Source organism: Hydrogenophaga sp. GW456-12-10-14-TSB4, assembly GCF_059424305.1.
This window is the reverse complement of record NZ_JBWKZH010000013.1, coordinates 70,534-94,540: the sequence shown is the minus strand read 5'-3', so window position 1 is coordinate 94,540 and position 24,007 is coordinate 70,534. Positions and strand designations below refer to the sequence as shown.

Sequence of the window (24,007 nt, the reverse complement as noted above, 5' to 3'; positions counted from 1 at the left end):
GCCCATGCCCCATTCCTTCGTCCCCGCCGGTCTGCGCTACGCCGATCAGGTCGCGCGCTCCGGCTCGATCCAGAAGGCCGCGCGGGAGCTGCACGTGGCGGCGTCGGCGATCAACCGGCAGATCCTGCAGCTCGAGGACGAATTGGGCGTGCCGCTGTTCGAGCGCCTGCCGCGCGGCATGCGGCTCACGGCCTCGGGCGAAGCGGTGATCGCGCTGGCACGGCGTTGGCGCCAGGACGAGCGCCAGCTGGCGGCCGAGGTGCGGCGCATCCAGGGAGTGCATCAGGGCGTCGTGGCGCTGGCGGCCATGGACAGCATGTCCACCGGCGTGCTCCCGCGCCTGGTGGACGCGCTCAGCACCTCACACCCTTTGGTCAGCCTGTCCATCGAGCTGGCCACGCCCGACGACGCCGAGGTCTCGCTGATCGGCGGCAAGGCCGACCTGGCCGCCGTCTTCAACCTGGCGCCGCGCCGCGAGCTGCTGGTGCTGTGGAAAGAGGTGCTGCCACTGGGCTGCGTGGTCGCGCCGGGGCATGCGCTCGCGGCGTGTGGCAGCGTGAGCTTCCAGCAGGCCACGGCCTACCCCGTGGCGCTGCAGAGCCGTGCGATCACGATACGGCGCTACCTGGAGGCGCAGTACAACTGGTTGTTCAAAGAGCCGCGCCGTTTCGTGGAGAGCAACTCGCTGCAGCTGGTCAAGCAGCTGGCCATGGGCGGGCAGCACGTGATGTTCACGTCCGAGCTCGACGCCGCGGCCGAACTGGCCGACGGCCGGCTGGTGTTTTTGCCGATTCGCGACCGCGGCGCCGAACCGCAGGGCATCAGCGTGGCCGTGGACGCGGCCCGCCCGCCGGGACCGATCGTGAAGCTGGTCGCAGAACAGTTGGTCGCCGTGTTGCAAGAAAGCCTGGTGGCGGCGCGGGCCGCGCGGCGCTAAAGGCCTTTTGTCTGGCCCGAGAGCTGCGGCGAAGCAGCGCTCCTTGGATTCATTGGCCATCGTATCCTCGGCACGTCGCCACTGGCAGATATGAGACCCGCACATGGACATAGCGCTTCTGCAGGAGACCTTGCGTCAGTTTGCAGCCGAACGGGATTGGCAGCCGTTCCACACGCCGAAGAACCTGGCGATGGCCCTGATGGTCGAGGCGGCCGAGCTCGCCGAGATCTTTCAATGGATGACGCCCGATCAGTCCGCGGCGGTGTCTCGCGACAAGGTCGAGCAGGACCGCATCGGCGACGAAGTGGCCGATGTGCTGCTGTACTTGCTGCAGTTGGCGGACCAGTGCGGGATCGACCTGAAGCGGGCAGTCGGGCGCAAGCTGGTCAAGAACGCCAAAAAGCACCCGCCGTTGCGGCCGGGCCTCCCCTCGGGGCCGGTGATGGCGCCACGGGCCACCACCCACGTGCTGGTCGACTGGGAAAACGTGCAGCCCAAGGACACGGAGATCCTGACGCTGGTGCCTGATGCGACCGACGTCTGGATCTTCCATGGCCAGCAGCAGAAGAAGGTCGACGCGAACCAGAAAGCCTTCAGTGACCACCTGACGCTGGTGCCGGTCAGCCGCCCTGGCAAGAACGCCCTGGACTTCCACCTCTCCTTCTACATGGGCTACATCACCTCGCGCAACCCGGACGCACGCATCGTGGTGATCGCCAACGACCAGGGCTATGGGCCGATGCTCGAGCACGCCAGCGAGCTGGGGTTTCACGCAAGCCAGGTCGGGTTCGGGCCTGCGCGGAAAACGGCGGTGAAGAGCGCTGTTGTCGCGGTCAAGAAGGCGACGGCGGCCAAGAAGGCTCCTGCCAAAAAGGCTGCCGCCAAGAAGAAGGCATCTCCTCCCACCCCATCAACGGCTTCTGCGCCAAAGCCGGTCGCGAAATCACCGACGCCTGCAACCAAGAAGCAGACCGCGGCCAAGAAGGGCAGCCAGACGGCCTCACCTTCGGCAACGAAACCCGTGAAGGCGGCAAAACCCCTTGAGGCGCCAGCAGCCACTTTTTCGGACAACGACTACGAGCACGTCCTGAAGTCCATCCAGAAATCCAGGAACAAGCCCTCGCGCGAGGCCCGGCTGAAGGGGGCCGTCAAGTCCCTGATCGGTGGAGGCAAGGCCGACGACGCGACCGTGATCGCAGTGATCCAGCGGCTGGTCGCCGAGAAGCAGGTGGCGATCGACGCCAAGGGCGCGGTGACGATCAAACCAGCGTAAGGCAGACGGTTGGCTTGCTCATCAGAAGCGGGTTGATCCCGTTCAACGGCACGTCCCGCAATGCCCTGCCCTTAAGGACAGCTCAGACTGGATGCGGTCGAGACTGCGCTTGCGTTTCGCGCGTGCGATCTCAACCATATTGCAGACGTCTCGGCATGAGTGGCCGGCCACCAACGCTAGCGGGCTACGGGGTCACGGCTAGACTTCTGCAATCGGCCAGGAGCGGACGTTGGCAATAACTCAAGGAGGAGCAGAGTGCTCTTGTTGATTGATTTGGCGCTGCCGTTCGCGGTGTGCGTCCTGGTGTCGCTAGGCGCCTCCCTGATGTGGTGGCAAACGATGAACGCTCCCTGGAGCTTTCTGCTGCTTTCGCTTTTGGCAATGCTGGGGCTTCACAGAATGCTCCAAATCCTGTCGTCGTTTGTTGACCTCTTTTTCGACGGAGGGTATTTCCTTGAGTACCGTCCTCCAACAGACGCATTGACCCGCATGAAGGAAGCGATCACAGGGGAGACCATTGCCGTTTGCATCGCTTTGGTCATCTTTGGCATTCCACTGCTGAAGTGGATGCAACGCATGCTTCAGGGCTCTGCGGCATAGGCAACTCGCGGCCAGAAGCGGACATTAGCTGGTATGACTTCGCGTAATTGGACTCTTTATTGCCCCGTTGCTCCTCCTGATAAATCGGCATCGCCGGTCGGTCAGCCACTGACCATGGACGATGACCCCGTTGTCCAGGATGGTTTTCACGCCGATGGACGTCTGCTACCGGAGGCTCGATTCGATGGCTGGGAGTTTGGGGTAATGCAGGACAGACTTGTCCCTAGTGGATTGGTCGCTTTCGTCAGAGCGCCATCGGGTGACGAGGCGTCTCTACTTTGGACCAGTCACACAACTTCATTCGAGCGAGTCGAAACTATCAAGCGTGAGACAGGCTACATAGGAGCTTTTAGCGTGTATCTTGGGCCCGCAAGGATCGAGTCACGTGAAGCTCTTGTAGAGCAATTTAAAGCTCTTCTGCCTTCGCTCAAAGCCGCCTTTTCCGCAGATGGACGTGACCTACTGAGCGCCAGTTGATGTCCGCTCTGGGCCCGAAGCAGACGCTGCTGACGGCCCTCAGCCCCATAAACCGAGGGCAAATGTTCCAAGCCCAAGCCCTGCCACAACGAATACGACGCCGTAGACCCTCATCGAATCTGCTGTTGCGAAGGGGTATCGGCGCTCCGCGAAAGATCTGGCTTCCGGAGAAACCGGGCGACGCCGAAATTTTCCGAACATCATGTCGTCTCTCTCGATTTGGCCGGGAGGTGAGGGATGGCCAGATAGCCACAGCGCATCGACGCCCAACCAAATCAAGACCGCAGAGACAGAAAGCAGAATAATCGACATAGGCGTTGCGGATGGGGCCGTCAGCACGCGGGAGGTCCGCTTCTGGCCGATTGCAGAAGTCTAGCCGTGACCCCGTAGCCTGCCAGCCGTTGGTGGCCGGCCACTCGTGCCGGGACGTCTGCAATGGGGTGCAGATCGCACGCGCGAAACGCAGGCGCAGCCGGCCACATTCAGTCTGAAGCCACCATCCGGCCAAACCAATTCGCCCAGACCAAAACGAGAAAGGCCCCGACGGGGCCCTTCTGCTTTCTGGATCGACGCCTCACTTGCTCTTGGCTTCGGCTCCCTTTGTCCGGGACTTGTGAACCTGGTTGGAAGGTGCAGACGGAACCGTGCCCTGGGCGAGCAGCGCCATGTACCTCACCGCTTCGATCTGCATCTCATGCGTGCAACGATCAAAGTCATCGAGCACTGCCCGTTGCATCGGCTCCAGGCCCAGCCTGGTCGAGATGCGCTTGCCAGTCACGAGGTAGCACACGTTCATACCGATCTCGCCCAGCTTGACAAGCACTTCCGCATCCGGCGTGCGTTCCCCTCGCTCGTAATTGCCGATCGAGCGCTTTGAGATTCCCACGGCGTCGGCGAGCTCCTGCTGGTTGAACTGCAGCCGACGCCTCTCTTCCAAAAAGCGTTCGATGAAGGTACTCATATTTGCCACAGATGTTTTTTCATGGTACATTTGCGTACTAAAAAAGTTTGTGTTGTGTATTTTTCCGTTACTCAATGCTAGCCCAGGGAAAGGAGCCACTTCGACCATGACCCCATCCGTTGTCTCTTCGTCTCGCAAGCGCGTCCCCAACGGCGTCAACAGTTCGCGCCCCATCGCGCTGCGGCTCACTCCGTTTGAGCTGGAGCATGTGAAGAAGCGGGCCGAGCGCGAGCAGCGCTCCATGGCCAGCGTGTGTCGCCTCGCGGTGTTGCGCGAGTTGGGCTTGAAATACGACGACAAGGTGACCTCATGAAGTTCTTTGGCCGCAAACCTTCCCCCGAAGCAGCAACACCAGCTGCTGCCAGGTCAACACCCGATGCCACGAACAGGCCCGTCTTCCTGCAACCGATGCTCACGAAGCAGATGACGTTTTCGCTTCATCAATGCACCGACGCAGAACTGAACGTGACCACGCGCAGCATGAAGACGGCGGGTGCGTCGGATGCCCGCTTTGACGTGTTGCTGCAAGCCCGCAAGACGCCGCTGGAAGCGGAATGGACCCTCACTTCCGAGCAGGCGCGCGAACTCGCGGCCCACCTGCTGGGCGCCGCTGCCGAGTGCGAAAGCGTCAGCCACTCGACGCACGCCCTTCACCGGGACTGAGCGGGCCCAGGCCAAGGCCGCGCCGCGCCAGGCCTCTGTCGCTACGATGTGGGCTGCCGGCCATGCCGCGCGGCCCATGTCGGGCCCGCACCTTGTGCCGGCGCAGCTTGAGGGCTCTGGCATGACGGCATTTCTTCGATCCATCGCGCTGGCGGTGTGGCTGTTCGGCATGCCCTTGCTGTCGCATGCGCAGCCCAGCGTGCAAGTGGGCTTCTCGCCCGAGGGCTCGGCGCGCCAGCTGGTGCTGGAGACGATTGGCGGCGCGCAGAAGAGCATCCACATCCTCGCCTACGCGTTCCAGGCGCCAGACATCATGCAGGCGCTGGTGGACGCGAAGAACCGGGGCGTGGAGGTGCGCGTGGTGGTGGACAAGAAGCGCAACCGGAACAAGCCGAGCAAGAAGGCGATGGACTTCGTGACGAGCAACGGCGTGGAGCTGCGAACCAACAGCCATTTCCACATCCACCACGACAAGACCATCATCGTGGACGGCCACACGGTGCAGACGGGCTCGTTCAATTTCGCACCGTCGGCCGAGACGATGAACTCCGAGAACGTGGTCGTCATTCGCGGCATGCCCGAAGTGGCGAGCCAGTACATGGCGCACTGGGCGTCGCGCTGGAAGCTCGGCAAGCCTTACCCTGCCCGTTGACGCGTGCAATCCCATTCAAGAACGAACATGACCCAATCCTCCATTTCCAAACGCCGCCAGATCATCACCGTGGTGATGCTGGTGCTCGCGCTCATCGGCGGCGTGGTGCGCTGGTTCGCGCCGCATCCTTCGCTGGCGCGCGATCTGGGCTCGCTGCTGATGGTGCTGTGGCTGCCGATCATCGGCAACATCATCGGGTGGCTGATCCAGCGCGCGAAGACGCCGAAGCACCTGCCACAGGGTTTCGCGGCGGGCACGGTGTTCAAGCCGGATGCGCGCATCGAACTCATCTTGCTCGCGGCGGACACGCCGTTGTTGAGCCGGCCGATCCGTGCGGGGTATTTCGACGGTGCGCTGGTGGTGGGTTCCGAGGGGTTCACCACGCGCCTGGCGGTGCCGTCCGAAGGGGAACCGGTGCCCGAGGTGCCGTGCACACTGGAGGTGCAGTTCCTGCGCCCGGAACTGGCGCTGGCCCAGCTCACCGCCGGCACGAAGTTCGCGCTGCTCTCGGGCCGCACCTTGCTTGGCACGGGGCATGTGCTGCCGGTGGCGGGCGAGGCGCGCGCCTAGTTTTCCCGCCCTCGCCCACTTGTCCCGGGTTTTTGTGCATAACTTTGTGGATGGCGCTGGGGCAACCGGGCCGCAGCGAGTTCCTGCGGGGCTTGCCGCTGAGGTGCTCAGGAAATAGGCAGTCCGGCAGTCTGAGGTTCAGGCCAGCCGTGTGGCCAGTATGTCGGCCTGCTCGGCAAACTTCTTCGGATTCGTTTTCCGCAACTGCAGCAGGTTCTGCAACTTCCAGCGCACGCCCGGCAGGTGCTCGAGGTGGGCCATACCCAGCGATGACCACTCGGGTGCGGCGGCCACCAGCGACCGCAGGAAGCGCCGCTCATCCTCATCCAGTCCTTGCTGGATTTCCTGCACCAGCCGCTCGCGCACCGCAAGCAAAGCCTCCAGAGGCACTGGCTCAGCCGTCATGCCCTGGAAGTTGCGCGCATGGTCGTGCCGGATGTCGCGCATCGGCGGAAACAGCACTTCATGCGCGGGTCGGTTGCTGCTGGCCAGGTAGACCACGAAAGCCCGGCGGATGCCGGGCGTGATGCCTTCGTGGGCAAACAGCTGCATCACGTCGAACAGGTCGCGCGGATGCTGCCGGTCCAGCGCCGCAACCAGCTTGCCGCCATACACGTCTTCCAGCGACACCACAGGAATCTCGAGGTCGGCCATCAGCACGTCGCGAGCGACCGGTGTGAGCGAGGCGCGGCGCACCGGTTGCACGGTACCGCGCATGACGAAGTTGACTTCGATCTTGACCTGAATGGGGCCTTGGCGCACCAGCAGCTTGGTCTCACCGACTCCCGTTGCCGGGGCGTGCGTCTGAAAGCCGCGCTTGGTCAAGCGCTCGGCCGCCTGCCTGATGGCGTCGTTGATGCGCGCCAGCGCTTCGTCGCGCGGCAGCGTGTGATCGGGGAAGACGAGGTCAAGATCCACCGACAGGCGCGGCATGTCGCGCACGAACAGGTTGATCGCGGTACCGCCCTTGAGAGCGAACGTGTCGCCCGCGAACACCAAGGGTGCGACCTGAGCCAGCAGGCGCGCGGTGTCGAGATAGGTCTGGTTCATGGCCGGAGCACCAGCAAGCCGTCGGCCGATCGGGACACCCACGGCCGATCGCTGCCCGTGGGCAGCGTGGCCGGATCGAGCTTGGCCGCCCAGGGCAGCGAAGCGTCACGGCCGAACTGCAAGCACAGCCGCACGGTCTTGACGCTGGTGCAGTGCTGCAGCAACTCGCGCAGCACGTCGGCGCGCAAGCTGTAGGCGCTCTCCACCAGTTCGCGGGCTTCCTGCAACGGCTGGCGCACGCCCACGTCGCTCAGCAGTTCGAGCAGCGCGCGCTCCGGCGCCGACACCTGAGGCCCATCGCTGCGCTTTTCAAAGGGGCCAACGTGCCGCAAGGCGTCCGGCTGCTCATCGAACACGCGCTTGCGGTGGTACTCGGCCGGAAAGCGCTCGGTGAACCACTCCGGCAGCTTGCCTGCTGCCCAACCGTAGAGCTGCAGCACCGGGCGCTGCGCCACGTATTGGCGCACGCCGTACCAGTCGAGCGCCGACTTGCCGCCCACGTGCAGGCCCTCGAACCGGCGCTGGAGAAGCAAGAGGCTCGGATGCAAAGCCAATGTCTCGTTGGGGCGGCAGAACACACCTCGCGTCAGGCGCGTGAGCCAACCCGCGCGCACATAGTGCACGGCCAAGTCCGCCGAGATACCCAGGGCCGCAAGATCTTCCGACGTCAGCGGGGCTCCCGGGGTCAGCTGGGTGTAGAGCGTATTTAACTTGCCTTTTCCAGTCGTAGCCATACTGCGATTGAAACATCATTTCAAAATATCTGTCAATTTTGATTGATGAACTCAATCGCAGCCAAACTACGACAACATCAAATTATCAAAGTGCCATGGGACGGCTGGAGCCTTTGTCATAAGACATAAGATATAGCGCCCCTTGGCCAGAACTCATCACGACGTCATCGATGAAAAAGGATTTTTCCGACAGCCCCGCCGCCCAGCCGGACCTGTCGCAGCACACGCCCATGATGCAGCAATACCTCGGCCTGAAGGCCGGGCATCCGAACACGCTGCTGTTCTACCGCATGGGCGATTTCTACGAGCTGTTCTTCGGCGATGCGGAGAAGGCCGCGCGCCTGCTGGACATCACGCTCACGCAGCGCGGTCAGTCGGCCGGCCAGCCGGTGATCATGGCCGGCGTGCCTTTCCACTCGGTGGACACGTACCTGGCGCGCCTGATCAAGCTGGGCGAGTCGGTGGCGATCTGCGAGCAGGTGGGCGATGTGGCCACGGCCAAGGGGCCGGTGGAGCGCAAGGTGGTGCGCGTGGTCACACCGGGCACGCTGACGGACAGCGAGCTGCTGTCCGACAAGTCCGAGGCGGTGCTGATGGCGGTGCACCCGGGCGCGCGCACGGGTTGCGGGCTGGCGTGGATGTCGGTCACGCAGGGCATCGTGTTCCTCGCGCAGTGCGCGAGCGACGAGCTGGCCGACTGGGTGGCGCGCGTGTCGCCCGGCGAGGTGCTGTACAGCGCCGATGCCACGCCCGCGTTCGAGAAATCGGTGCAGGCCCTGGCCAGCCAGAGCGGCAGCAACGGCGGGCGGCTGGTGGCGGTGTTGCGCCCGGCCTGGGCGTTCGACGCGGCGCTGGGCCAGCGCAAGCTGCTGGAGCAGCTGCAGGCCGCAAGCCTGGCCGCGTGGGACGCGCAGGACATGCCGGACTCGCATGCCGCCGCCGCCGCGCTGCTGAACTACGCCGAGCACACACAGGGCCGCGCGCTCACGCACGTGAGCAGCCTGCAGGTGGCGCGCAGCGGCGAGCGGATCGACCTGCCGCTGAACACGCGGCGCAACCTTGAATTGACGCAGACGCTGCGCGGCGAAACCAGCCCCACGCTGTTTTCGCTGCTGGACGTGTGCTGCACCGGCATGGGCAGCCGCGCGCTGCGAAGCTGGCTGCTGGAGCCCCGCCGCGACCGCGCGGAGGCACGCGCACGGCTGGCCGCCATCGACACGCTGCGCGGCGGTCTGTGGCAGTCGCTGCGCCAGTCGCTCAAGGGCGCGAGCGATGTGGAGCGCATCACCGCGCGCACGGCGCTGCGTCAGGTGAAGCCGCGCGAGCTGGTGGGCCTGGGCCAGACGCTGGAGCGCGCGCGCCAGCTCGCGGCCCAGTTGGGCCCGCAGGCCGCCGGCGGTCTGTTGCACGGCATTGCCTCGCACCTCACGCCGCCCGATGGCTGCGCCGTGCTGCTGCGCGATGCCCTGCTGCCCGAGCCGGCCGCGCTGGTGCGCGACGGCGGCGTGATCGCCGACGGTTTCGATGCCGAGCTCGACGAGCTGCGCGGCATCCAGAACCACAGCGACGCCTTCCTGATCGAGCTGGAGCAGCGCGAACGCACACGCACCGGCATCGCCAACCTGCGCGTGCAGTTCAACAAGGTGCACGGCTTCTACATCGAGGTGACGCAGGGCCAGGCCTCCAAGGTGCCGGACGACTACCGCCGCCGCCAGACGCTGAAGAACGCCGAGCGTTTCATCACGCCCGAGCTCAAGGCTTTCGAGGACAAGGCGCTCTCCGCGCAGGACCGCGCGCTGGCGCGCGAGAAGTGGCTGTACGACCATCTGCTGGACGAGCTGCAGGCCTACATTCCCCCGCTCACGCAGCTGGCGCGCGCCATGGCCGCGCTGGACGCGCTGTGCGCGCTGACCGAGCGCGCGCTCACGCTGAACTGGTGCGCGCCGCAGTTCGTGCCCGAGCCTTGCATCGACATCCGCGGCGGCCGCCACCCGGTGGTGGAGGCGCGCCTGAACGAAAGCTCGGGCGGCAGTTTCATCGCCAACGACACGGTGATGGGCCCCAAGCAGCGCATGCAGGTGATCACCGGCCCCAACATGGGCGGCAAGAGCACCTACATGCGGCAGGTGGCGGTGATCGTGCTGCTGGCCAGCATGGGCAGCCATGTGCCGGCCACCTCGTGCCGGCTGGGCCCGATCGACGCCATCCACACCCGCATCGGCGCGGCCGACGACCTGGCCAACGCGCAGTCGACCTTCATGGTGGAGATGACCGAGGCCGCGCAGATCCTGAACGCTGCCACGCCCGAGAGCCTGGTGCTGATGGACGAGATCGGCCGCGGCACCTCCACCTTCGACGGCCTGGCGCTGGCCGGCGGCATCGCCACGCACCTGCACGACAAGTCGCGCGCCTACACGCTGTTCGCCACGCACTATTTCGAGCTGACCGAGTTCCCGGCCAGCCACCACGCGGCGGTGAACGTGCATGTGAGCGCGGTGGAGTCCGGCGGCAAGGGCGGCGGCGGCATCGTGTTTTTGCACCAGATCGAGCCCGGCCCGGCCAGCCGCAGCTACGGCATCCAGGTGGCGCGCCTGGCCGGCGTGCCGGCCGGGGTGGTGCAGCATGCGCGCCACGCCCTGGCCGCTCTGGAGGCCCAGAGCGAAGAAAGCCGCAGCCAGGTGGACCTGTTCGCGCCCCCACCTGCCACACTGGAGCCTGAAGCGCACCCGCTGCAGGCGGCCGTGGCGCAGATCGACCCCGACACCCTGAGCCCGCGCGAAGCGCTGGAACAGCTTTACGCCCTCAAGAAACTCGCCTCCGCCTCATCATGACTTACTGCGTCGCCGTCAAACTCAACGCGGGCATGGTCTTCCTCTCGGACTCGCGCACCAACGCGGGCCTGGACCAGATCAGCACCTTCCGCAAGATGATCGTCTATGAAAAGCCGGGCGACCGCTTCATGTGCCTGCTGTCGGCGGGCAACCTGAGCATTTCGCAGTCGGTGCGCGAGATCCTGCAGGTGGAGCAGCTCACCGATCCGGAAGGGGGCGAGCCCATCACGATCTGGAACGCCAAGAGCATGTTCGATGCCGCGCGCGTGCTGGGTTCGGCGGTGCGCCATGTGTACGAGCGCGACGGCGATGCGCTGCAGCGCGCGGGCGTGGAGTTCAACGCGTCCATGATCTTCGGCGGTCAGGTGCGCGGCGAAGGCATGCGGCTGTTCCAGGTGTATTCAGCCGGCAACTTCATCGAGGCCACGGTGGAAACCCCGTTCTTCCAGATCGGCGAGTCGAAGTACGGCAAACCGGTGCTGGACCGCGTGATCGGCCCCGAGACACCGCTGGACGAGGCCGCCAAGTGCGTGCTGGTGTCGATGGACTCCACGCTCAAGTCCAACCTGTCGGTGGGCCTGCCGCTGGACCTCGTGGTGTACGAGGCCAACATGCTGCAGTCCGACAAGATCACCTGCATCGACAACGACAACCCTTACTTCCGCATGCTGCACCAGACCTGGGGCCAGAAGCTGCGCGAGGTGTTCGACGAGATCGAGGACCCGACCTGGGACGACGCGCACACCGAGGTGCCGCTGCTGAGCGACAACCCGCGCAACGCGCCGCTCAAGAAGATCACCAATGCCCGAGAAAAGCTGATCTGAGGCATGTCGCTGATCGTTTTTTCCCACGCCAACAGTTTCCCCGCCAGCACCTACGGTGTGCTCTTCAAGTCGCTGCGCGCACGCGGCCACACGGTGCGCGCGGTGGACCGTTTCGGCCATGAGCCGCAGTACCCGGTGACCAGCAACTGGCCGCACCTGGTGCAGCAGCTGGCGGACTTCGCCGCGCCCGAGATCGAGCGCCACGGCCAGGGTGCCTGGCTGGTGGGCCATTCGCTGGGCGGTTTCCTCAGCCTGATGTGCGCCGCGCGGCACCCGAAGCTGGGCGGCCATGCGGTGCGCGGTGTGGTGCTGATCGACTCGCCGGTGCTCGGCGGCTGGCGGGCGCGCACGCTCGAGCTCGTCAAACGCACGCAGCTGGTGGGGTCGATCTCGCCCGGCAAGATCAGCCGCCGCCGGCGCCACAGCTGGCCCGACGCGCAGACCGCCCACGCCCACTTCAGCAGCAAGCAGGCGTTCGCGCGCTGGGACGCGAACGTGCTGCGCGATTACGTCCACCACGGCACGCGCGACGAGGTCGATGCGCACGGCAAGGCGCACCGCGTGCTGGCCTTCGACCGCGAGGTGGAGACCGCGATCTACAACACCCTGCCCCACAACCTGGACCGCCTGCTGCGCCGCCACCCGCTGCAGTGCCCGGTGGGCTTCATCGGCGGCACCGAGTCGCAGGAAATGAAGCAGGTGGGCATGTCGATGACGCTGCGCCTGGTGGGCAAGGCCCACCCCGAGCGGCTGCGCATCCTGGAAGGCAGCCACCTGTTTCCGATGGAGCGGCCGCTGGAGACGGCCGCCGCGATCGACGACATGCTGGGGGCGTTGACGCCCGCCCGCTGGGCCGCCAAGCACGCCGGTTGAAGCGAGCCGGTGTAAGCTGGGCCACTTTTTTCACCGCCCGCCCATGACGACCTCATCGTTCTCCCCGAGTCCGCTGCAGCGGTTCTGGCAGCGTGTGGTGAACTGGCAACCCGAGGAGCACAGCCAGGGGTTGCGCTACCTGGTGGCCGTGCTGCTCACGCTGGCCGCCGTGTGGTTGCGCATGACGCTGGCCCCGGCCGAGTCGGGCGGGCGCTTCATCACCCTTTCGCTCGCGACCGCGCTGGCAGCGCTTTATGGCGGCTTCCTGCCCGGCCTGCTCAGCGCGGTGCTGGGCACCGCATTGATCAACTTCCTGATGGTCAAGCCCTACTGGAGCCTGGCGATCGACAACCCGGTCGAGGCGTTCTGGCTCAACCTCTGGCATCTGCTGACGCAGGTGGTGGTGGTGGGTGCGATCACCCTGATGCAGCGCCAGGCCCGCCGCATGCGCGAGGCCACCGAGCAGATCCAGCAGAGCCAGCAGCAGCTGGAAGACACCTTCGAGCAGAGCGCCACCGGCATGGCGCACAACGATCTGCAGGGCCGCTGGATCCGCCTGAACCAGACGTACTGCGACATCGTGGGCTACACGAAGGAAGAAATGCTGACCAAGCATTTCCGCGACTTCACCCACCCCGACGACCTGGAGCTGGACATGCGCCAGTTGCAGCGCACGCTGGCCGGCGAGATCCACCACTACAGCTTCGAGAAGCGCTACATCCACCGGCGGGGCCACATCGTCTGGGCGCACATCACCATTTCGCTGGTGCGCAAGGCATCGGGCGAGCCGGACTACCTGATCGCGGTGGTGCAGGACATCAGCTCGCGCAAGGCCACCGAGGACGCGCTGCGCACCAGCGAGCACCTGCTGCGCCAGGCGCATGCCCTGGCGGGTCTGGCCAGCTGGCGCGCCGATCTGGTCACCGGGCGGTTCGTCACGCTGGCGGGCTCGCACGAGATCCTGGGCCTGCCCTCGGCCGACTTCAGCGCCCAGGACATGATCGCGCTGACACACCCGGACGATTTCCCCCGGGCGCTGCAGCTCTGGAAGCTCGCCGTGCAAGGCAAGGCCGATTACCACATCGAGTACCGGCTGCTGTTCGGCGGCGAGGAACACTGGTTCCTCGTGCAGGCCGAGTTCCAGCGCGACGCCCAGGGGCGTGCGGTGAGCGCGCTGGGCGTGATCCAGGACGTGAGCAAGCGCAAGCGCGCCGAGCTGGAGATCCAGCAGCTCAACGCCTCGCTGGAACAGCGCATCCACCGCCGCACCGAAGCGCTGAAGGCGGCCTACGACGAGCTGGAGAGCTATTCCTATGCCGTGGCGCACGACCTGCGCTCACCGCTGCGCATCATCAACGGCTTCGCGCAGGCGCTGCACGAAGACAACCCCGGCCTGAGCAGCGACAGCCAGTCGCACCTGCAGCGCATCACGGCCGCGAGCAAGAAGATGGGCGAGCTGATCGACGGCCTGCTCACGCTCTCGCAGTTCGCGCGCGGCGAGCTGCAGCGCAAGCCCGTGCACCTCAGCGCCATCGCGGTGCGGCTGCTGGAGGAGTTCGCCGGTGCCGAACCGCAGCGCCGGGTGCGGTGGCAGATCGAACCGGGCCTGCATGTGATGGCCGACCCGGCGCTGGTGGAGGCCTTGATGCAGAACCTGCTGCACAACGCCTGGAAGTACACGGCGAACACCCCCGAGGCGCTGATCCGCGTCGAAGGGGAGTACCTGCACGGCCTGCAGCGCTTCCGCGTCATCGACAACGGCGCGGGCTTCGACATGGCGCGCGCCGCCAAGCTGTTCCAGCCCTTCCAGCGGCTGCACATGCCCAACGAGTTCAGCGGCCTGGGCATCGGCCTGGCGACCTCGCTGCGCATCGTGCAGCGCCACGGCGGGGAACTGAAGGCCAGCGCCGAGCCCGGTCGCGGCGCCACCTTCAGCTTCACGCTGAGCGCCCGGCCCCTGGCGGGCTGAGCGGCATTTCGCGCCGCATCGGCGGCGTTTCACCCCGGGCTTCGGCGGTTCGGTCGCAAGCCGCTGGTGCCGGCACCGCCGCCCCGGCACAGTGCGCTCCATCCCCACCCCGATGGAGCCCGCCATGCAACTCACCCCCCTCATCGCCGTGCACATGACGGCCGCCATCGCCGCCGTGGTGCTGGGCCCGGTGGCGCTCTGGGCGCGGCGCGGGCATGCCGCGCGCCAGGCCCACAGCCAGCGCCCGCGCCTGCACCGGGCGATGGGCTACGCCTGGGTCACGCTGATGCTGGTCACCGCGATCTCGGCCATCTTCATCCGCGACTTCAAGCTGCCCAACATCGCGGGCTACACACCCGTCCACCTGCTGGTGCCCATCGTGTTCGGCAGCCTGTTCCTGGCCTTCCGTGCCCTGCTGCGCGGCAAGGTGTCCACCCACCGCCGCGTGATGGTCTGGCTGTACGTGAGCGCCTGCCTGGTGGCCGGCGCCTTCACCCTGCTGCCCAACCGCTACCTGGGCGGCCTGGTCTGGCACGACTGGCTGGGCCTGGTCTGAGCCTCTTTTTTCCATCCCCCTTACCGGAGCTCCCCATGAACCTCTCGCCCCCCCGACACAACGACCTCGACCGCCTGGCGCGCCGCCGCGCGGGTGCCCGCATGGGCTGGTACGTGCACGCGCTGGTTTTCCTCTCGGTCAACAGCGTGCTGGCCCTGCTCTCGCTCTCCAGCGGCCGCCACTGGGCGATCTACCCCGCGCTGGGCTGGGGCCTGGGCCTGCTGATCCATGGCCTGGTGGTCTGGCTCGTGCTGGGCGGTGGCGGCCTGCAGCAGCGCCTGGTGGCGCAGGAACGCGAGCGCCTGATGCGGGAACACGGCCGGTGAACCCCATGGCGGCGTCGGGCATGCGGGATACTGCGGCCATGCCGCCGTTCAAGTTCAAGCCCGACGTCACCGCCCGCCGCGCCCTCGTGGTCATGGTGGTCAATACCGTGATCGCGCTGATGATCACGGCGGTCAACGGCGACAACTTCGCGGTCAACCTCGTGTACTCGCAGTGCATCGGGCTGGGCATCTGGGTGCTGATCGACGGCGGCCGCCACGTGCTGAACCCCAGCGGTTGGCCCGGCGCCTGGCGCATGGCCTTGCTGGTGGTGTTCGCGGTACTGACGTCCTACCTGGGTGGCAGCGTGGTCGCAAACCTGCTGCTGGGCCGCCCGCTGTTCGCGAGCCTGAGCAATGTGCCGCGCGCCACGCTGGGATTCGTGCTGATGTCGCTGGCCGCCGGCGGCTTCGGCGCCTACTACTTCACCAGCCGCGCCATGCTGGCCAACGCCCGCCTCGCACAGGAAGAAGCCCAGCGCCAGGCCAGCGAGGCGCGCCTGAAGCTGCTCGAATCGCAGCTCGAACCGCACATGCTGTTCAACACCCTGGCCAACCTGCGCGTGCTCATCGGCACCGACCCGGTGCGGGCCACGGCCATGCTGGACCGGCTCAACGACTTCCTGCGCGCCACCCTCACCGCCTCGCGCACCGAGGCCAACGCCGGCCGCCACACGCTGGCCGATGAATTCGCCCGCCTGCGCGACTACCTGGAGCTGATGGCGGTGCGCATGGGCCCGCGCCTGCGCTACACGCTGGACCTGCCCGAGGCACTCGCCGCCCAGCCGGTGCCACCGCTGCTGCTGCAGCCGCTGGTGGAGAACAGCATCCGCCACGGCCTGGAGCCCGGGCTGCAGGGCGGTGAGATCCGCGTGGTCGCGCGACACGAAGGCGGCGATCTGGTGCTGGAGGTCAGCGACACGGGCGTGGGCTGCGAGCCCTCGCCCACACCCGGCTTCGGCCTTTCGCAAGTGCGCGAGCGGCTGGCGACGGCCTACCCCGGCCGCGCGCGCATGGACTGGCAAGGCCGGCCCGGCGACGGCACGCGCGCCCTGCTCACCCTGCCCTGGCAAACCATGCCCTCCCCATGAACGCCACCGCCCTGATCGCCGAAGACGAACCCCTGCTGGCCCAGGCCCTGCAGGCCGAACTCGCCCGCGCCTGGCCGGGCCTTCAGGTGCTGGCCACCGTGGGCGACGGCGACGCGGCCGTGGCGCAGGCGCTGCGGCTGCAACCCGATGTGCTGTTCCTGGACATCCGCATGCCCGGCCAGACCGGCCTGCAGGCCGCCGCCGAGCTGGCGGACGAGTGGCCTGACGGCGTGCCGTTTCCCGCGCTGGTGTTCGTCACCGCCTACGACGCCTACGCCGTGCAGGCCTTCGAGGCGCAAGCGGTGGACTACGTGCTCAAGCCGGTGCAACCCGATCGGCTGGCGCGCACCGTGCAGCGCGTGCAGCAGGTGCTGGCGCAGCGCCGACCCGTCGGCGGCGGCGACGCGGCGCTGGACGAGGCCTCGCTCGCGCGCCTGCGCGCCCTGCTGACCTCGAGCCAGGCCGCACCGGCTCGCCTGCAGGTGATCCAGGCCGGCGTGGGCCAGGGCATCCGCATGGTCCCTATCGGCGAGGTGCTGGTGTTCGAGGCGGCCGACAAGTACGTGCGCGTGTTGACCGCCGGCGGTGAGGTGCTGATCCGCACGCCGCTCAAGGAATTGCTGCCGCAGCTGGACCCGGCGGTGTTCTGGCAGGTGCACCGCGGCACGGTGGTGCGCGCCGATGCCATCGACAGCGTGCAGCGCGACGAAGCAGGCAAGCACAGCCTGCGCCTGCGCGGCCGCCCCGAAAACTGGCCGGTGAGCCGGCTCTACGCCGGGCAGTTCAAGGCCATGTGAGGCCGATGGCGGTCAGAAGCTGCCGGTGAACTGGTAGCGCGACGCGGGGTGCCACATCGCGGCCACCGAGGCCACCTGCCCCTGCGACTGCGTCTGCCGGCACAGCACCAGGCAGGGGTCGCCCGGCGCCATGTGCAGCATCTCGGCCACCTCGGGTGGCGGCGCGCTGGCTTCGATCACGAAATGCACGCCCTGCAAAGGCGCCACGCGCATCAGGTAGGCGTTGGGCGTCTGGCTGTTGAAGTCCTGGGCCATGTAGTCCGGCGCCACGGCGGGGTTGACCCAGCGGTCCTCGACCTGGATCGGCTCGCCGTTCTCGAAGTGCACCACCACCGAATGGAACAGCGGCTGATCGGCCTTCAGCCCGAAACGCCGCGCCAGCGCTTCGCCGGCCTTGGCGCGTTCGAGCCTGTGCAACTCGCTGCGGTGGGCGTGGCCGCGCGCGGTGATCTCGTCGGCGATGTTGCGGATCGCCACCAGCGTGGCCTGGTACTTCTGCTGCGCCACATAGGTGCCCGAGCCTTGCACCCGCTCGACGATCTGCTCGTCGCTCAGTTCGCGGATGGCGCGGTTCACCGTCATGCGCGAAACGCCGAACTCGCGCGCCAGCGCTTCCTCCGCCGGGATGGCATCGCCTTCGCGCCAGACACCGGCCTGAATCTGCGACAGCACGTGCTGCTTCACCTGCTGGTAGGCAGGCGTTCGTTCGGAGGGGACGGCTGAGGTCATAGGGTTTCTACCAGGGCGCGAAATCCTGAAGTGGTCTTGACAGCATGGATTATGGACAGATAAAGTTGTATATACATATTCAGAAAATATGTACACAGACTGCTGGACCCTCTGAAGGAAATTGCCCGTGACCACCGCCATCGACCCCCGCCTGGACCCCACCCGCTCGATCCGCGCGCCGCGCGGCAGCACCCTGAACTGCAAGAACTGGATCATCGAAGCGGCCTACCGCATGATCCAGAACAACCTGGACCCGGAGGTGGCCGAGAACCCGCAGCACCTGGTGGTCTACGGCGGGATCGGCCGCGCCGCGCGCGACTGGGCCTGCTTCGACCAGATCCTGGCCTCGCTCAAGAACCTGGACGAGGACGAGACCCTGCTGGTGCAGTCGGGCAAGCCGGTGGGCGTGTTCAAGACCCATGTGAACGTGCCCCGCGTGCTGCTGGCCAACAGCAACCTGGTGCCCAAGTGGGCCAACTGGGAACACTTCAACGAGCTGGACCGCCAGGGCCTGTTCATGTACGGCCAGATGACGGCGGGCTCGTGGATCTACATCGGCAGCCAGGGCATCGTGCAGGGCACCTTCGAGACCTTCGTCGAGGCCGGCCGCCAGCACTACGGCAACGACCTGGCAGGCCGCTGGTTCCTCACCGCCGGCCTGGGCGGCATGGGCGGCGCGCAGCCGCTGGCCGCCACGCTGGCCGGCGCCTGCTCGCTCAACATCGAGTGCCAGCAGAGCAGCATCGACTTCCGCCTGCGCACGCGCTACGTGGACAAGCAGGCCGCCGACATCGACGACGCGCTCGCGCTGATCCGGCACCACACGGCGCGCAAGGAAGCCGTCTCCATCGCGCTGCTGGGCAACGCGGCCGAGGTGCTGCCCGAGCTGGTGAAGCGCGCGAAGGCCGGTGGCCTGCGGCCCGACCTGGTGACCGACCAGACTTCGGCCCACGACCTGATCAATGGCTACCTGCCCGCGGGCTGGAGCGTGGCGCAGTGGAAGGCCGCGCAACACGATTCGACGCAGCACGCACGCCTGGTGGATGCCGCCGCGAAAAGCTGCGCCGTGCACGTGCAGGCCATGCTCGACTTCCACGCCATGGGCATCCCCACCGTGGACTACGGCAACAACATCCGCCAGGTCGCGTTCGACCAGGGCGTGGGCAACGCCTTCGACTTCCCCGGTTTCGTGCCGGCCTACATTCGCCCGCTGTTCTGCGAGGGCAAGGGCCCGTTCCGCTGGGTGGCGCTCTCGGGCGACCCGCAAGACATCCACACGACCGACGCCAAGATCAAGGAGCTGTTTCCCCACAACCACCACACGCACCGCTGGCTGGACATGGCGCGCGAGCGCATCGCCTTCCAGGGCCTGCCGGCGCGCATCTGCTGGCTGGGCCTGGGCGAGCGCCACCTGGCAGGCCTGGCGTTCAACGAGATGGTGCGCACGGGCGAACTCAAGGCCCCGATCGTGATCGGCCGCGACCACCTGGACACCGGCTCGGTGGCCAGCCCCAACCGCGAGACCGAGGGCATGCGCGACGGCACGGACGCGGTGAGCGACTGGCCGCTGCTCAACGCCCTGCTCAACACCGCCGGCGGCGCGAGCTGGGTCAGCCTGCACCATGGCGGTGGTGTGGGCATGGGCTACTCGCAGCACGCGGGCATGGTGATCGTGGCCGACGGCAGCGACGAAGCGGCCGAGCGGCTGGCGCGCGTGCTGGTGAACGACTGCGGCTCGGGCGTGATGCGCCACGCCGACGCGGGCTACGAGCTCGCGATCGCCACCGCGAAGAAGCACGGTCTGAAACTCCCTATGGTGGCCTGAACACAGGCGCGAGACACTCCCCGACATGACCCTTCCGACCCTCACCCTCGAGCCCGGCCAGATGGCGCTGGGCACCCTGCGCGCCGTCTGGCAGCAGGCCATGCAAGTTCAACTCGCGCCCGAAGCGCAGGCCGGTATCGCGGCCTCGGCGGCGGCGATCCACGCCATCGTGCACAAAGGCGACGCGGCCTACGGCATCAACACCGGTTTCGGCAAGCTCGCCCGCACGCGCATCCCGGACGAGCAACTCGAAACCCTGCAGCGCAACCTGATCCTGTCCCACTCGGTGGGCACCGGCGAGCCCATGAGCGACGCCACGGTGCGGCTGGTGATGCTGATGAAAGCCGCCAGCCTGGCGCGCGGCCACTCGGGCGTGCGGCCGGTGGTGATCGACACCCTGCTGGCCCTGCTCAACGCGGGCATCTCGCCGCTGATCCCGGTCAAAGGCTCGGTGGGCGCCTCGGGCGACCTCGCGCCGCTCTCGCACATGACGCTGGCGCTGATGGGCGAAGGCGACGTGTTCGTGCAAGGCCAGCGCGTGCCCGCCGCCACCGCCCTGAAGAACGCCGGCATTGCGCCGCTGGTGCTCGCCGCCAAGGAAGGCCTGGCCCTGATCAACGGCACCCAGGTGTCCACTGCGCTGGCGCTGCACGGCCTCTTCATGGCCGAGCGCCTGCTGGAAGCGGGCACGGTCATCGGCGCGCTGTGCGTGGACGCCGCCAAGGGCAGCGACGCGCCCTTCGACCCGCGCATCCACGCGGCACGCGGACAGCCCGGTCAGATCGCCGTGGCCGCGGCCACGCGCGCGCTGCTGGCGGGCAGCCAGATCCGCCGCTCGCACCTGGACAACGACGAGCGCGTGCAGGATCCCTACAGCCTGCGCTGCCAGCCCCAGGTGATGGGCGCCTGCCGCGACCTGATCGCCAACGCCGCGCGCACGCTGCTGATCGAAGCCAACGCCGTGACCGACAACCCGCTGGTGTTCACCGACACCAACGAAGTCATCTCGGGCGGCAACTTCCACGCCGAGCCGGTGGCCTTCGCGGCCGACACGCTGGCGCTGGCGATCGCCGAGATCGGCGCCATCTCCGAGCGGCGCATCGCGCTGCTGATCGACAGCACGCTCTCGGGCCTGCCGCCCTTCCTGGTGGACAACCCGGGGCTGAATTCGGGCTTCATGATCGCGCACGTGACCGCCGCCGCGCTGGCCTCGGAAAACAAGTCGCACGCCCACCCTGCCAGCGTGGACAGCCTGCCCACCAGCGCGAACCAGGAAGACCACGTGAGCATGGCCACCTACGCCGGGCGCCGGCTCGGCGAGATGGCGCGCAACACCGCCACCATCCTGGGCATCGAATGGCTGGCTGCGGCGCAGGGCGTGGACTTCCACCGCCCGCTGGCCACCAGCCCGCGCCTGGCACGCACCCACGCCGCGCTGCGCGAGCGCGTGCCCTTCTACGCGCAGGACCGCCTGTTCGCCCCCGACATCGAGGCCGCGCTGCAGCTGGTGCTGCGGGGCGAAGCAAGCGCAGGCCAGCCAGACCTCTGCGCCGCGATCTGGACATGACCGCGACCACCCTCTGGCGCAACGCCCGCCTGGCCACGCTGGACCCGAACCAGGGGAGCGACGGCTGGGGCCTGATCGAGCAAGGCGCCCTGCTCACCGACGGCGGGCGCATCGCCTGGGTGGGCGCGCTGGCCGATCTGCCGGCGCAGGCCCGGCCCGGCCGCGAGATGGACCTGGGCGGCGCGCTCGTCACGCCCGGTCTGGTGGACTGCCACACCCACCTTGTCTATGGCGGCCAACGCGCGGCCGAGTTCGAGCAGCGGCTGACGGGCGTGAGCTACGAAGCCATCGCGCGAGCCGGCGGCGGCATCCGCTCCAGCGTGGCCGCAACGCGCGCCGCCAGCGAGGCGCAGTTGCTGGCCAGCGCCAGGGAGCGCGCGCGCTGCCTCATGGCCGAGGGCGTGACCACGCTGGAGATCAAGTCCGGCTACGGCCTCTCGCTCGAGGCCGAGGCGCGTTGCCTGCGCGTGGCACGCCGGCTCGGCGCCGAGCTGCCGCTGACGGTGCGCACCACCTTCCTCGGTGCCCACGCCGTGCCACCGGAGTTCGACGGCCAGCCCAACCGCTACATCGACGCCGTCTGCGACTGGCTGCCCGAGTTGCATGCGCAGGGCCTCGTGGACGCGGTCGACGCGTTCTGCGAGCGCATCGGCTTTTCGCCCGCGCAGACGCGGCAGGTGTTCGACACCGCCGCCGGCCTGGGCCTGCCGGTGAAGCTGCACGCCGAGCAGCTGTCCGACCAGGACGGTGCCGCGCTCGCGGCCTCCTACGGCGCGCTCTCTTGCGACCACCTCGAACACCTCAGCGCCGAAGGCATCGCGGCCATGCGCGCCGCCGGCACCGTGGCCGTGCTGCTGCCCGGTGCCTACTACTTTCTGCGCGAAACGAGGCGCCCCCCCATCGAGGCCCTGCGCGCGGCCGGCGTGCCCATGGCCGTGTCCACCGACCACAACCCCGGCACCTCGCCGGGCCTCTCGCTGCTGCTCATGGCGAGCATGGCCTGCACCCTGTTCCGCCTCACGCCGCTCGAAGCGGTGCAGGGCATCACGGTGCACGCCGCGCGCGCCCTGGGCCTGGCCGACCGGGGCCGGCTCGCCGCCGACCAGCGCGCCGACTTCGTGGCCTGGCAGCTCGAACACCCCAACGAACTGGCCTACTGGTTTGGCCGCAACCCCTGCCACCGCGTGGTGGTGGCGGGTCGGGAAAGGACCCTGGATGGACATGCCGCCCCCCTTTGAATGGACCGGCCGGGTGGACGCCGAGGAACCCGGCGACACCACCCGCTGGCACCAGCACGTGCGCCCTGTGACCACCCGATCGAAGAATGGGGTCACGCTGATCGGTTTTGCGGTGGACGAAGGCGTGCGCCGCAATGGCGGGCGTGTCGGCGCGGCGGGCGGGCCGCTCTCGATGCGCCAGGCCCTGTGCAACTTGCCGGTGCTCGGCGAGCCCGCCGTGTGGGACGCCGGCGATGTGACCTGCCGCGAAGGTGACCTGGAGGAAGCGCAGCGGCAGCTCGGCATCAAGGTGGCCCAGGCCATCGCACGCGACAGCCTGCCGCTGGTGCTTGGCGGGGGCCATGAAATGGCCTGGGGCACCTTCCAGGGCATCGTGAAGCGCAATGCCGACACGAACCGGCTGCTGGTGATCAATCTCGATGCGCATTTCGACCTGCGCACCGCCGCCCAGGCCAACTCGGGCACGCCCTTCCGGCAGATGCACGACTGGTGCACCCAGCGCAAAAGAGCCTTCAACTACCGGGTGCTGGGCGTCAGCCGCTTCGCCAACACCCGGGCCTTGTTCGACCGGGCGCGGCAGGTGGGCGCACGCTACTGGCTGGACGAGCACCTGCAGGACGCCGGCGGCGTGCACGACGCGCAACAGGCGCTCTCCATCGACCTGGCGCAGTGCGACTCGGTCTACCTCACGGTCTGTCTGGATGTGCTGCCCGGGGCGCAGGCCCCGGCGGTGTCAGCGCCGGCCACACTGGGCGTGCCGCTGGCCCATGTGGAGCGGCTGATCGATCAGGTGATGGCATCGGGCCGCGTGATCGCGGCCGACATCGCCGAACTCAATCCCCTGCTCGACCGGGATTCCCTCACCGCCCGGCTGGCGGCGCGGCTGGCCGCGCGCATCGCGCGCGGCTCTGCCGCCTGATCTTGCTGGTCAGCGGCGACGGTCGTCCCGGTCATACCGGTCGCCGCGATCGTGCCAACGGTGGCCATGGCGATGGCCGTCCCAGCGCGGAGCCGGGCCCCAGCCGGAGCGGTAGACCGGGCGCGGCGCGTAGTACACCGGCGGCGGTCCGTAATAGATCGGACGGGGTGCGTAATACACCGGCGGCGGTCCGTAGTACACGGGCGGCGGTGCGTAATAGACAGGCGGCGCGTTCGACACGCCCACGACCACGCCCGGGGTGTTCACACCAATGGACCAATGCACGTCGCTGCGGGCATGGGCCTGAGAGCCCACGGCCGACAGGGCCCAGGCGCCGGCAGCCAGGGTGGCGAGGGTGAGTCCGCGGGCCAGTGCCGACGTGCGGCTCCAGGGGGTTTTGAAGGTCGTTGTGTTCATGTGGGGCTCCAATGCAGGGTGGTCTTCGCACCCTGTAGCCGTATTACAGACAATTCCGGGCTAACCTGTTCCGCATACTCGGTCAAAGTCGTTGCCAGACGTAACGCCTGCCCCATCTTTACATTGAAGCA

The 24,007-nt window shown here is 67.6% G+C and carries 24 protein-coding genes and 1 pseudogene; 20 read left to right on the top strand and 5 right to left on the bottom strand.

Annotated elements, in window-relative coordinates:
* From AC07ZS_RS09385 to AC07ZS_RS09370, 4 genes and pseudogenes are all read left to right on the top strand, one after another.
* A partial coding sequence (locus AC07ZS_RS09385; protein WP_494798323.1) for a LysR family transcriptional regulator occupies window positions 1-937 on the top strand: 937 nt, incomplete at its 5' end.
* Window positions 938-1,040: 103 nt separating this feature from the next.
* Window positions 1,041-1,346 (top strand): annotated as a pseudogene (locus AC07ZS_RS09380) (nucleotide pyrophosphohydrolase); the annotation flags it as partial.
* A gap of 33 nt (window positions 1,347-1,379) precedes the next feature.
* A complete protein-coding gene (locus tag AC07ZS_RS09375) occupies window positions 1,380-2,210 on the top strand; it encodes a PIN domain-containing protein (protein ID WP_494798327.1) in 831 nt (276 codons plus the stop codon).
* Window positions 2,211-2,471: 261 nt separating this feature from the next.
* Window positions 2,472-2,810 carry a hypothetical protein gene (locus AC07ZS_RS09370; protein ID WP_494798322.1) on the top strand — a complete coding sequence of 113 codons (339 nt, stop codon included), beginning with the start codon at window positions 2,472-2,474 and terminating at the stop codon, window positions 2,808-2,810.
* A gap of 1,051 nt (window positions 2,811-3,861) precedes the next feature.
* Here the strand turns inward: AC07ZS_RS09370 and AC07ZS_RS09365 are convergent.
* On the bottom strand, window positions 3,862-4,248 hold the full coding sequence (locus AC07ZS_RS09365; protein ID WP_494798321.1) for a helix-turn-helix domain-containing protein: 387 nt from the start codon (window positions 4,246-4,248) through the stop codon (window positions 3,862-3,864).
* Window positions 4,249-4,354: 106 nt separating this feature from the next.
* Here AC07ZS_RS09365 and AC07ZS_RS09360 point away from each other — a divergent pair, with 106 nt between their 5' ends.
* From AC07ZS_RS09360 to AC07ZS_RS09345, 4 genes are all read left to right on the top strand, one after another.
* Window positions 4,355-4,561: a hypothetical protein gene (locus AC07ZS_RS09360; protein ID WP_494798320.1), complete on the top strand. Its 207-nt coding sequence runs from the start codon at window positions 4,355-4,357 to the stop codon at window positions 4,559-4,561.
* A complete protein-coding gene (locus AC07ZS_RS09355; RefSeq protein ID WP_494798319.1) occupies window positions 4,558-4,911 on the top strand; it encodes a hypothetical protein in 354 nt (117 codons plus the stop codon). Before AC07ZS_RS09360 ends, AC07ZS_RS09355 begins: the two co-directional genes overlap by 4 nt.
* A gap of 121 nt (window positions 4,912-5,032) precedes the next feature.
* The gene (locus tag AC07ZS_RS09350) at window positions 5,033-5,563 is read left to right on the top strand and encodes a phospholipase D family nuclease (protein WP_494798318.1); all 531 of its coding nucleotides are present in this window, start codon (window positions 5,033-5,035) and stop codon (window positions 5,561-5,563) included.
* A gap of 27 nt (window positions 5,564-5,590) precedes the next feature.
* A complete protein-coding gene (locus tag AC07ZS_RS09345) occupies window positions 5,591-6,133 on the top strand; it encodes a hypothetical protein (RefSeq protein WP_494798317.1) in 543 nt (180 codons plus the stop codon).
* 138 nt (window positions 6,134-6,271) lie between these two features.
* Here the strand turns inward: AC07ZS_RS09345 and AC07ZS_RS09340 are convergent, their stop codons facing one another.
* Window positions 6,272-7,183, bottom strand: a complete 912-nt coding sequence (locus AC07ZS_RS09340; RefSeq protein ID WP_494798316.1) for a nucleotidyl transferase AbiEii/AbiGii toxin family protein — start codon at window positions 7,181-7,183, stop codon at window positions 6,272-6,274.
* Window positions 7,180-7,917: a type IV toxin-antitoxin system AbiEi family antitoxin domain-containing protein gene (locus tag AC07ZS_RS09335; protein WP_494798315.1), complete on the bottom strand. Its 738-nt coding sequence runs from the start codon at window positions 7,915-7,917 to the stop codon at window positions 7,180-7,182. Before AC07ZS_RS09335 ends, AC07ZS_RS09340 begins: the two co-directional genes overlap by 4 nt.
* 170 nt (window positions 7,918-8,087) lie before the next feature.
* On the opposite strand from AC07ZS_RS09335, the gene mutS reads away from it, so the two are divergent.
* From mutS to AC07ZS_RS09295, 8 genes are all read left to right on the top strand, one after another.
* Window positions 8,088-10,748, top strand: a complete 2,661-nt coding sequence (gene mutS / locus AC07ZS_RS09330) for a DNA mismatch repair protein MutS (RefSeq protein ID WP_494798314.1) — start codon at window positions 8,088-8,090, stop codon at window positions 10,746-10,748.
* Window positions 10,745-11,572: a proteasome-type protease gene (locus AC07ZS_RS09325; protein WP_494798313.1), complete on the top strand. Its 828-nt coding sequence runs from the start codon at window positions 10,745-10,747 to the stop codon at window positions 11,570-11,572. Before mutS ends, AC07ZS_RS09325 begins: the two co-directional genes overlap by 4 nt.
* Before the next feature lie 3 nt (window positions 11,573-11,575).
* Window positions 11,576-12,445, top strand: a complete 870-nt coding sequence (locus AC07ZS_RS09320; protein ID WP_494798312.1) for an alpha/beta fold hydrolase — start codon at window positions 11,576-11,578, stop codon at window positions 12,443-12,445.
* A 43-nt stretch (window positions 12,446-12,488) separates the two neighbouring features.
* Window positions 12,489-14,414: a PAS domain S-box protein gene (locus tag AC07ZS_RS09315; RefSeq protein WP_494798311.1), complete on the top strand. Its 1,926-nt coding sequence runs from the start codon at window positions 12,489-12,491 to the stop codon at window positions 14,412-14,414.
* Window positions 14,415-14,538: 124 nt separating this feature from the next.
* Complete coding sequence (locus tag AC07ZS_RS09310; RefSeq protein ID WP_494798310.1) at window positions 14,539-14,970, top strand: DUF2306 domain-containing protein; 432 nt, start codon at window positions 14,539-14,541, stop codon at window positions 14,968-14,970.
* Between the two features lie 35 nt (window positions 14,971-15,005).
* A complete protein-coding gene (locus AC07ZS_RS09305) occupies window positions 15,006-15,296 on the top strand; it encodes a 2TM domain-containing protein (RefSeq protein ID WP_494798309.1) in 291 nt (96 codons plus the stop codon).
* A gap of 20 nt (window positions 15,297-15,316) precedes the next feature.
* The gene (locus tag AC07ZS_RS09300; protein ID WP_494798308.1) at window positions 15,317-16,384 is read left to right on the top strand and encodes a sensor histidine kinase; all 1,068 of its coding nucleotides are present in this window, start codon (window positions 15,317-15,319) and stop codon (window positions 16,382-16,384) included.
* Window positions 16,381-17,181, top strand: a complete 801-nt coding sequence (locus tag AC07ZS_RS09295) for a LytR/AlgR family response regulator transcription factor (protein ID WP_494798307.1) — start codon at window positions 16,381-16,383, stop codon at window positions 17,179-17,181. The genes AC07ZS_RS09300 and AC07ZS_RS09295 overlap by 4 nt, the downstream gene beginning before the upstream one ends.
* 12 nt (window positions 17,182-17,193) lie before the next feature.
* Here the strand turns inward: AC07ZS_RS09295 and hutC are convergent, their stop codons facing one another.
* A complete protein-coding gene (hutC, locus tag AC07ZS_RS09290; RefSeq protein ID WP_494798306.1) occupies window positions 17,194-17,910 on the bottom strand; it encodes a histidine utilization transcriptional repressor HutC in 717 nt (238 codons plus the stop codon).
* Window positions 17,911-18,037: 127 nt separating this feature from the next.
* Here hutC and hutU point away from each other — a divergent pair, with 127 nt between their 5' ends.
* From hutU to hutG, 4 genes are read left to right on the top strand one after another with little or no spacing between them, the layout of a single operon-like run.
* On the top strand, window positions 18,038-19,735 hold the full coding sequence (gene hutU / locus AC07ZS_RS09285) for a urocanate hydratase (protein ID WP_494798305.1): 1,698 nt from the start codon (window positions 18,038-18,040) through the stop codon (window positions 19,733-19,735).
* A gap of 25 nt (window positions 19,736-19,760) precedes the next feature.
* Window positions 19,761-21,302 carry a histidine ammonia-lyase gene (hutH, locus tag AC07ZS_RS09280; protein WP_494798304.1) on the top strand — a complete coding sequence of 514 codons (1,542 nt, stop codon included), beginning with the start codon at window positions 19,761-19,763 and terminating at the stop codon, window positions 21,300-21,302.
* Complete coding sequence (gene hutI, locus AC07ZS_RS09275) at window positions 21,299-22,540, top strand: imidazolonepropionase (protein ID WP_494798303.1); 1,242 nt, start codon at window positions 21,299-21,301, stop codon at window positions 22,538-22,540. The genes hutH and hutI overlap by 4 nt, the downstream gene beginning before the upstream one ends.
* Entirely contained in the window at window positions 22,518-23,459 is a 942-nt protein-coding gene (gene hutG / locus AC07ZS_RS09270) for a formimidoylglutamase (protein ID WP_494798302.1), read from the top strand. The genes hutI and hutG overlap by 23 nt, the downstream gene beginning before the upstream one ends.
* A 9-nt stretch (window positions 23,460-23,468) precedes the next feature.
* Here hutG and AC07ZS_RS09265 read toward each other — a convergent pair whose 3' ends face one another.
* On the bottom strand, window positions 23,469-23,876 hold the full coding sequence (locus AC07ZS_RS09265; RefSeq protein ID WP_494798301.1) for a hypothetical protein: 408 nt from the start codon (window positions 23,874-23,876) through the stop codon (window positions 23,469-23,471).
* Between the last annotated feature and the right edge of the window lie 131 nt (window positions 23,877-24,007).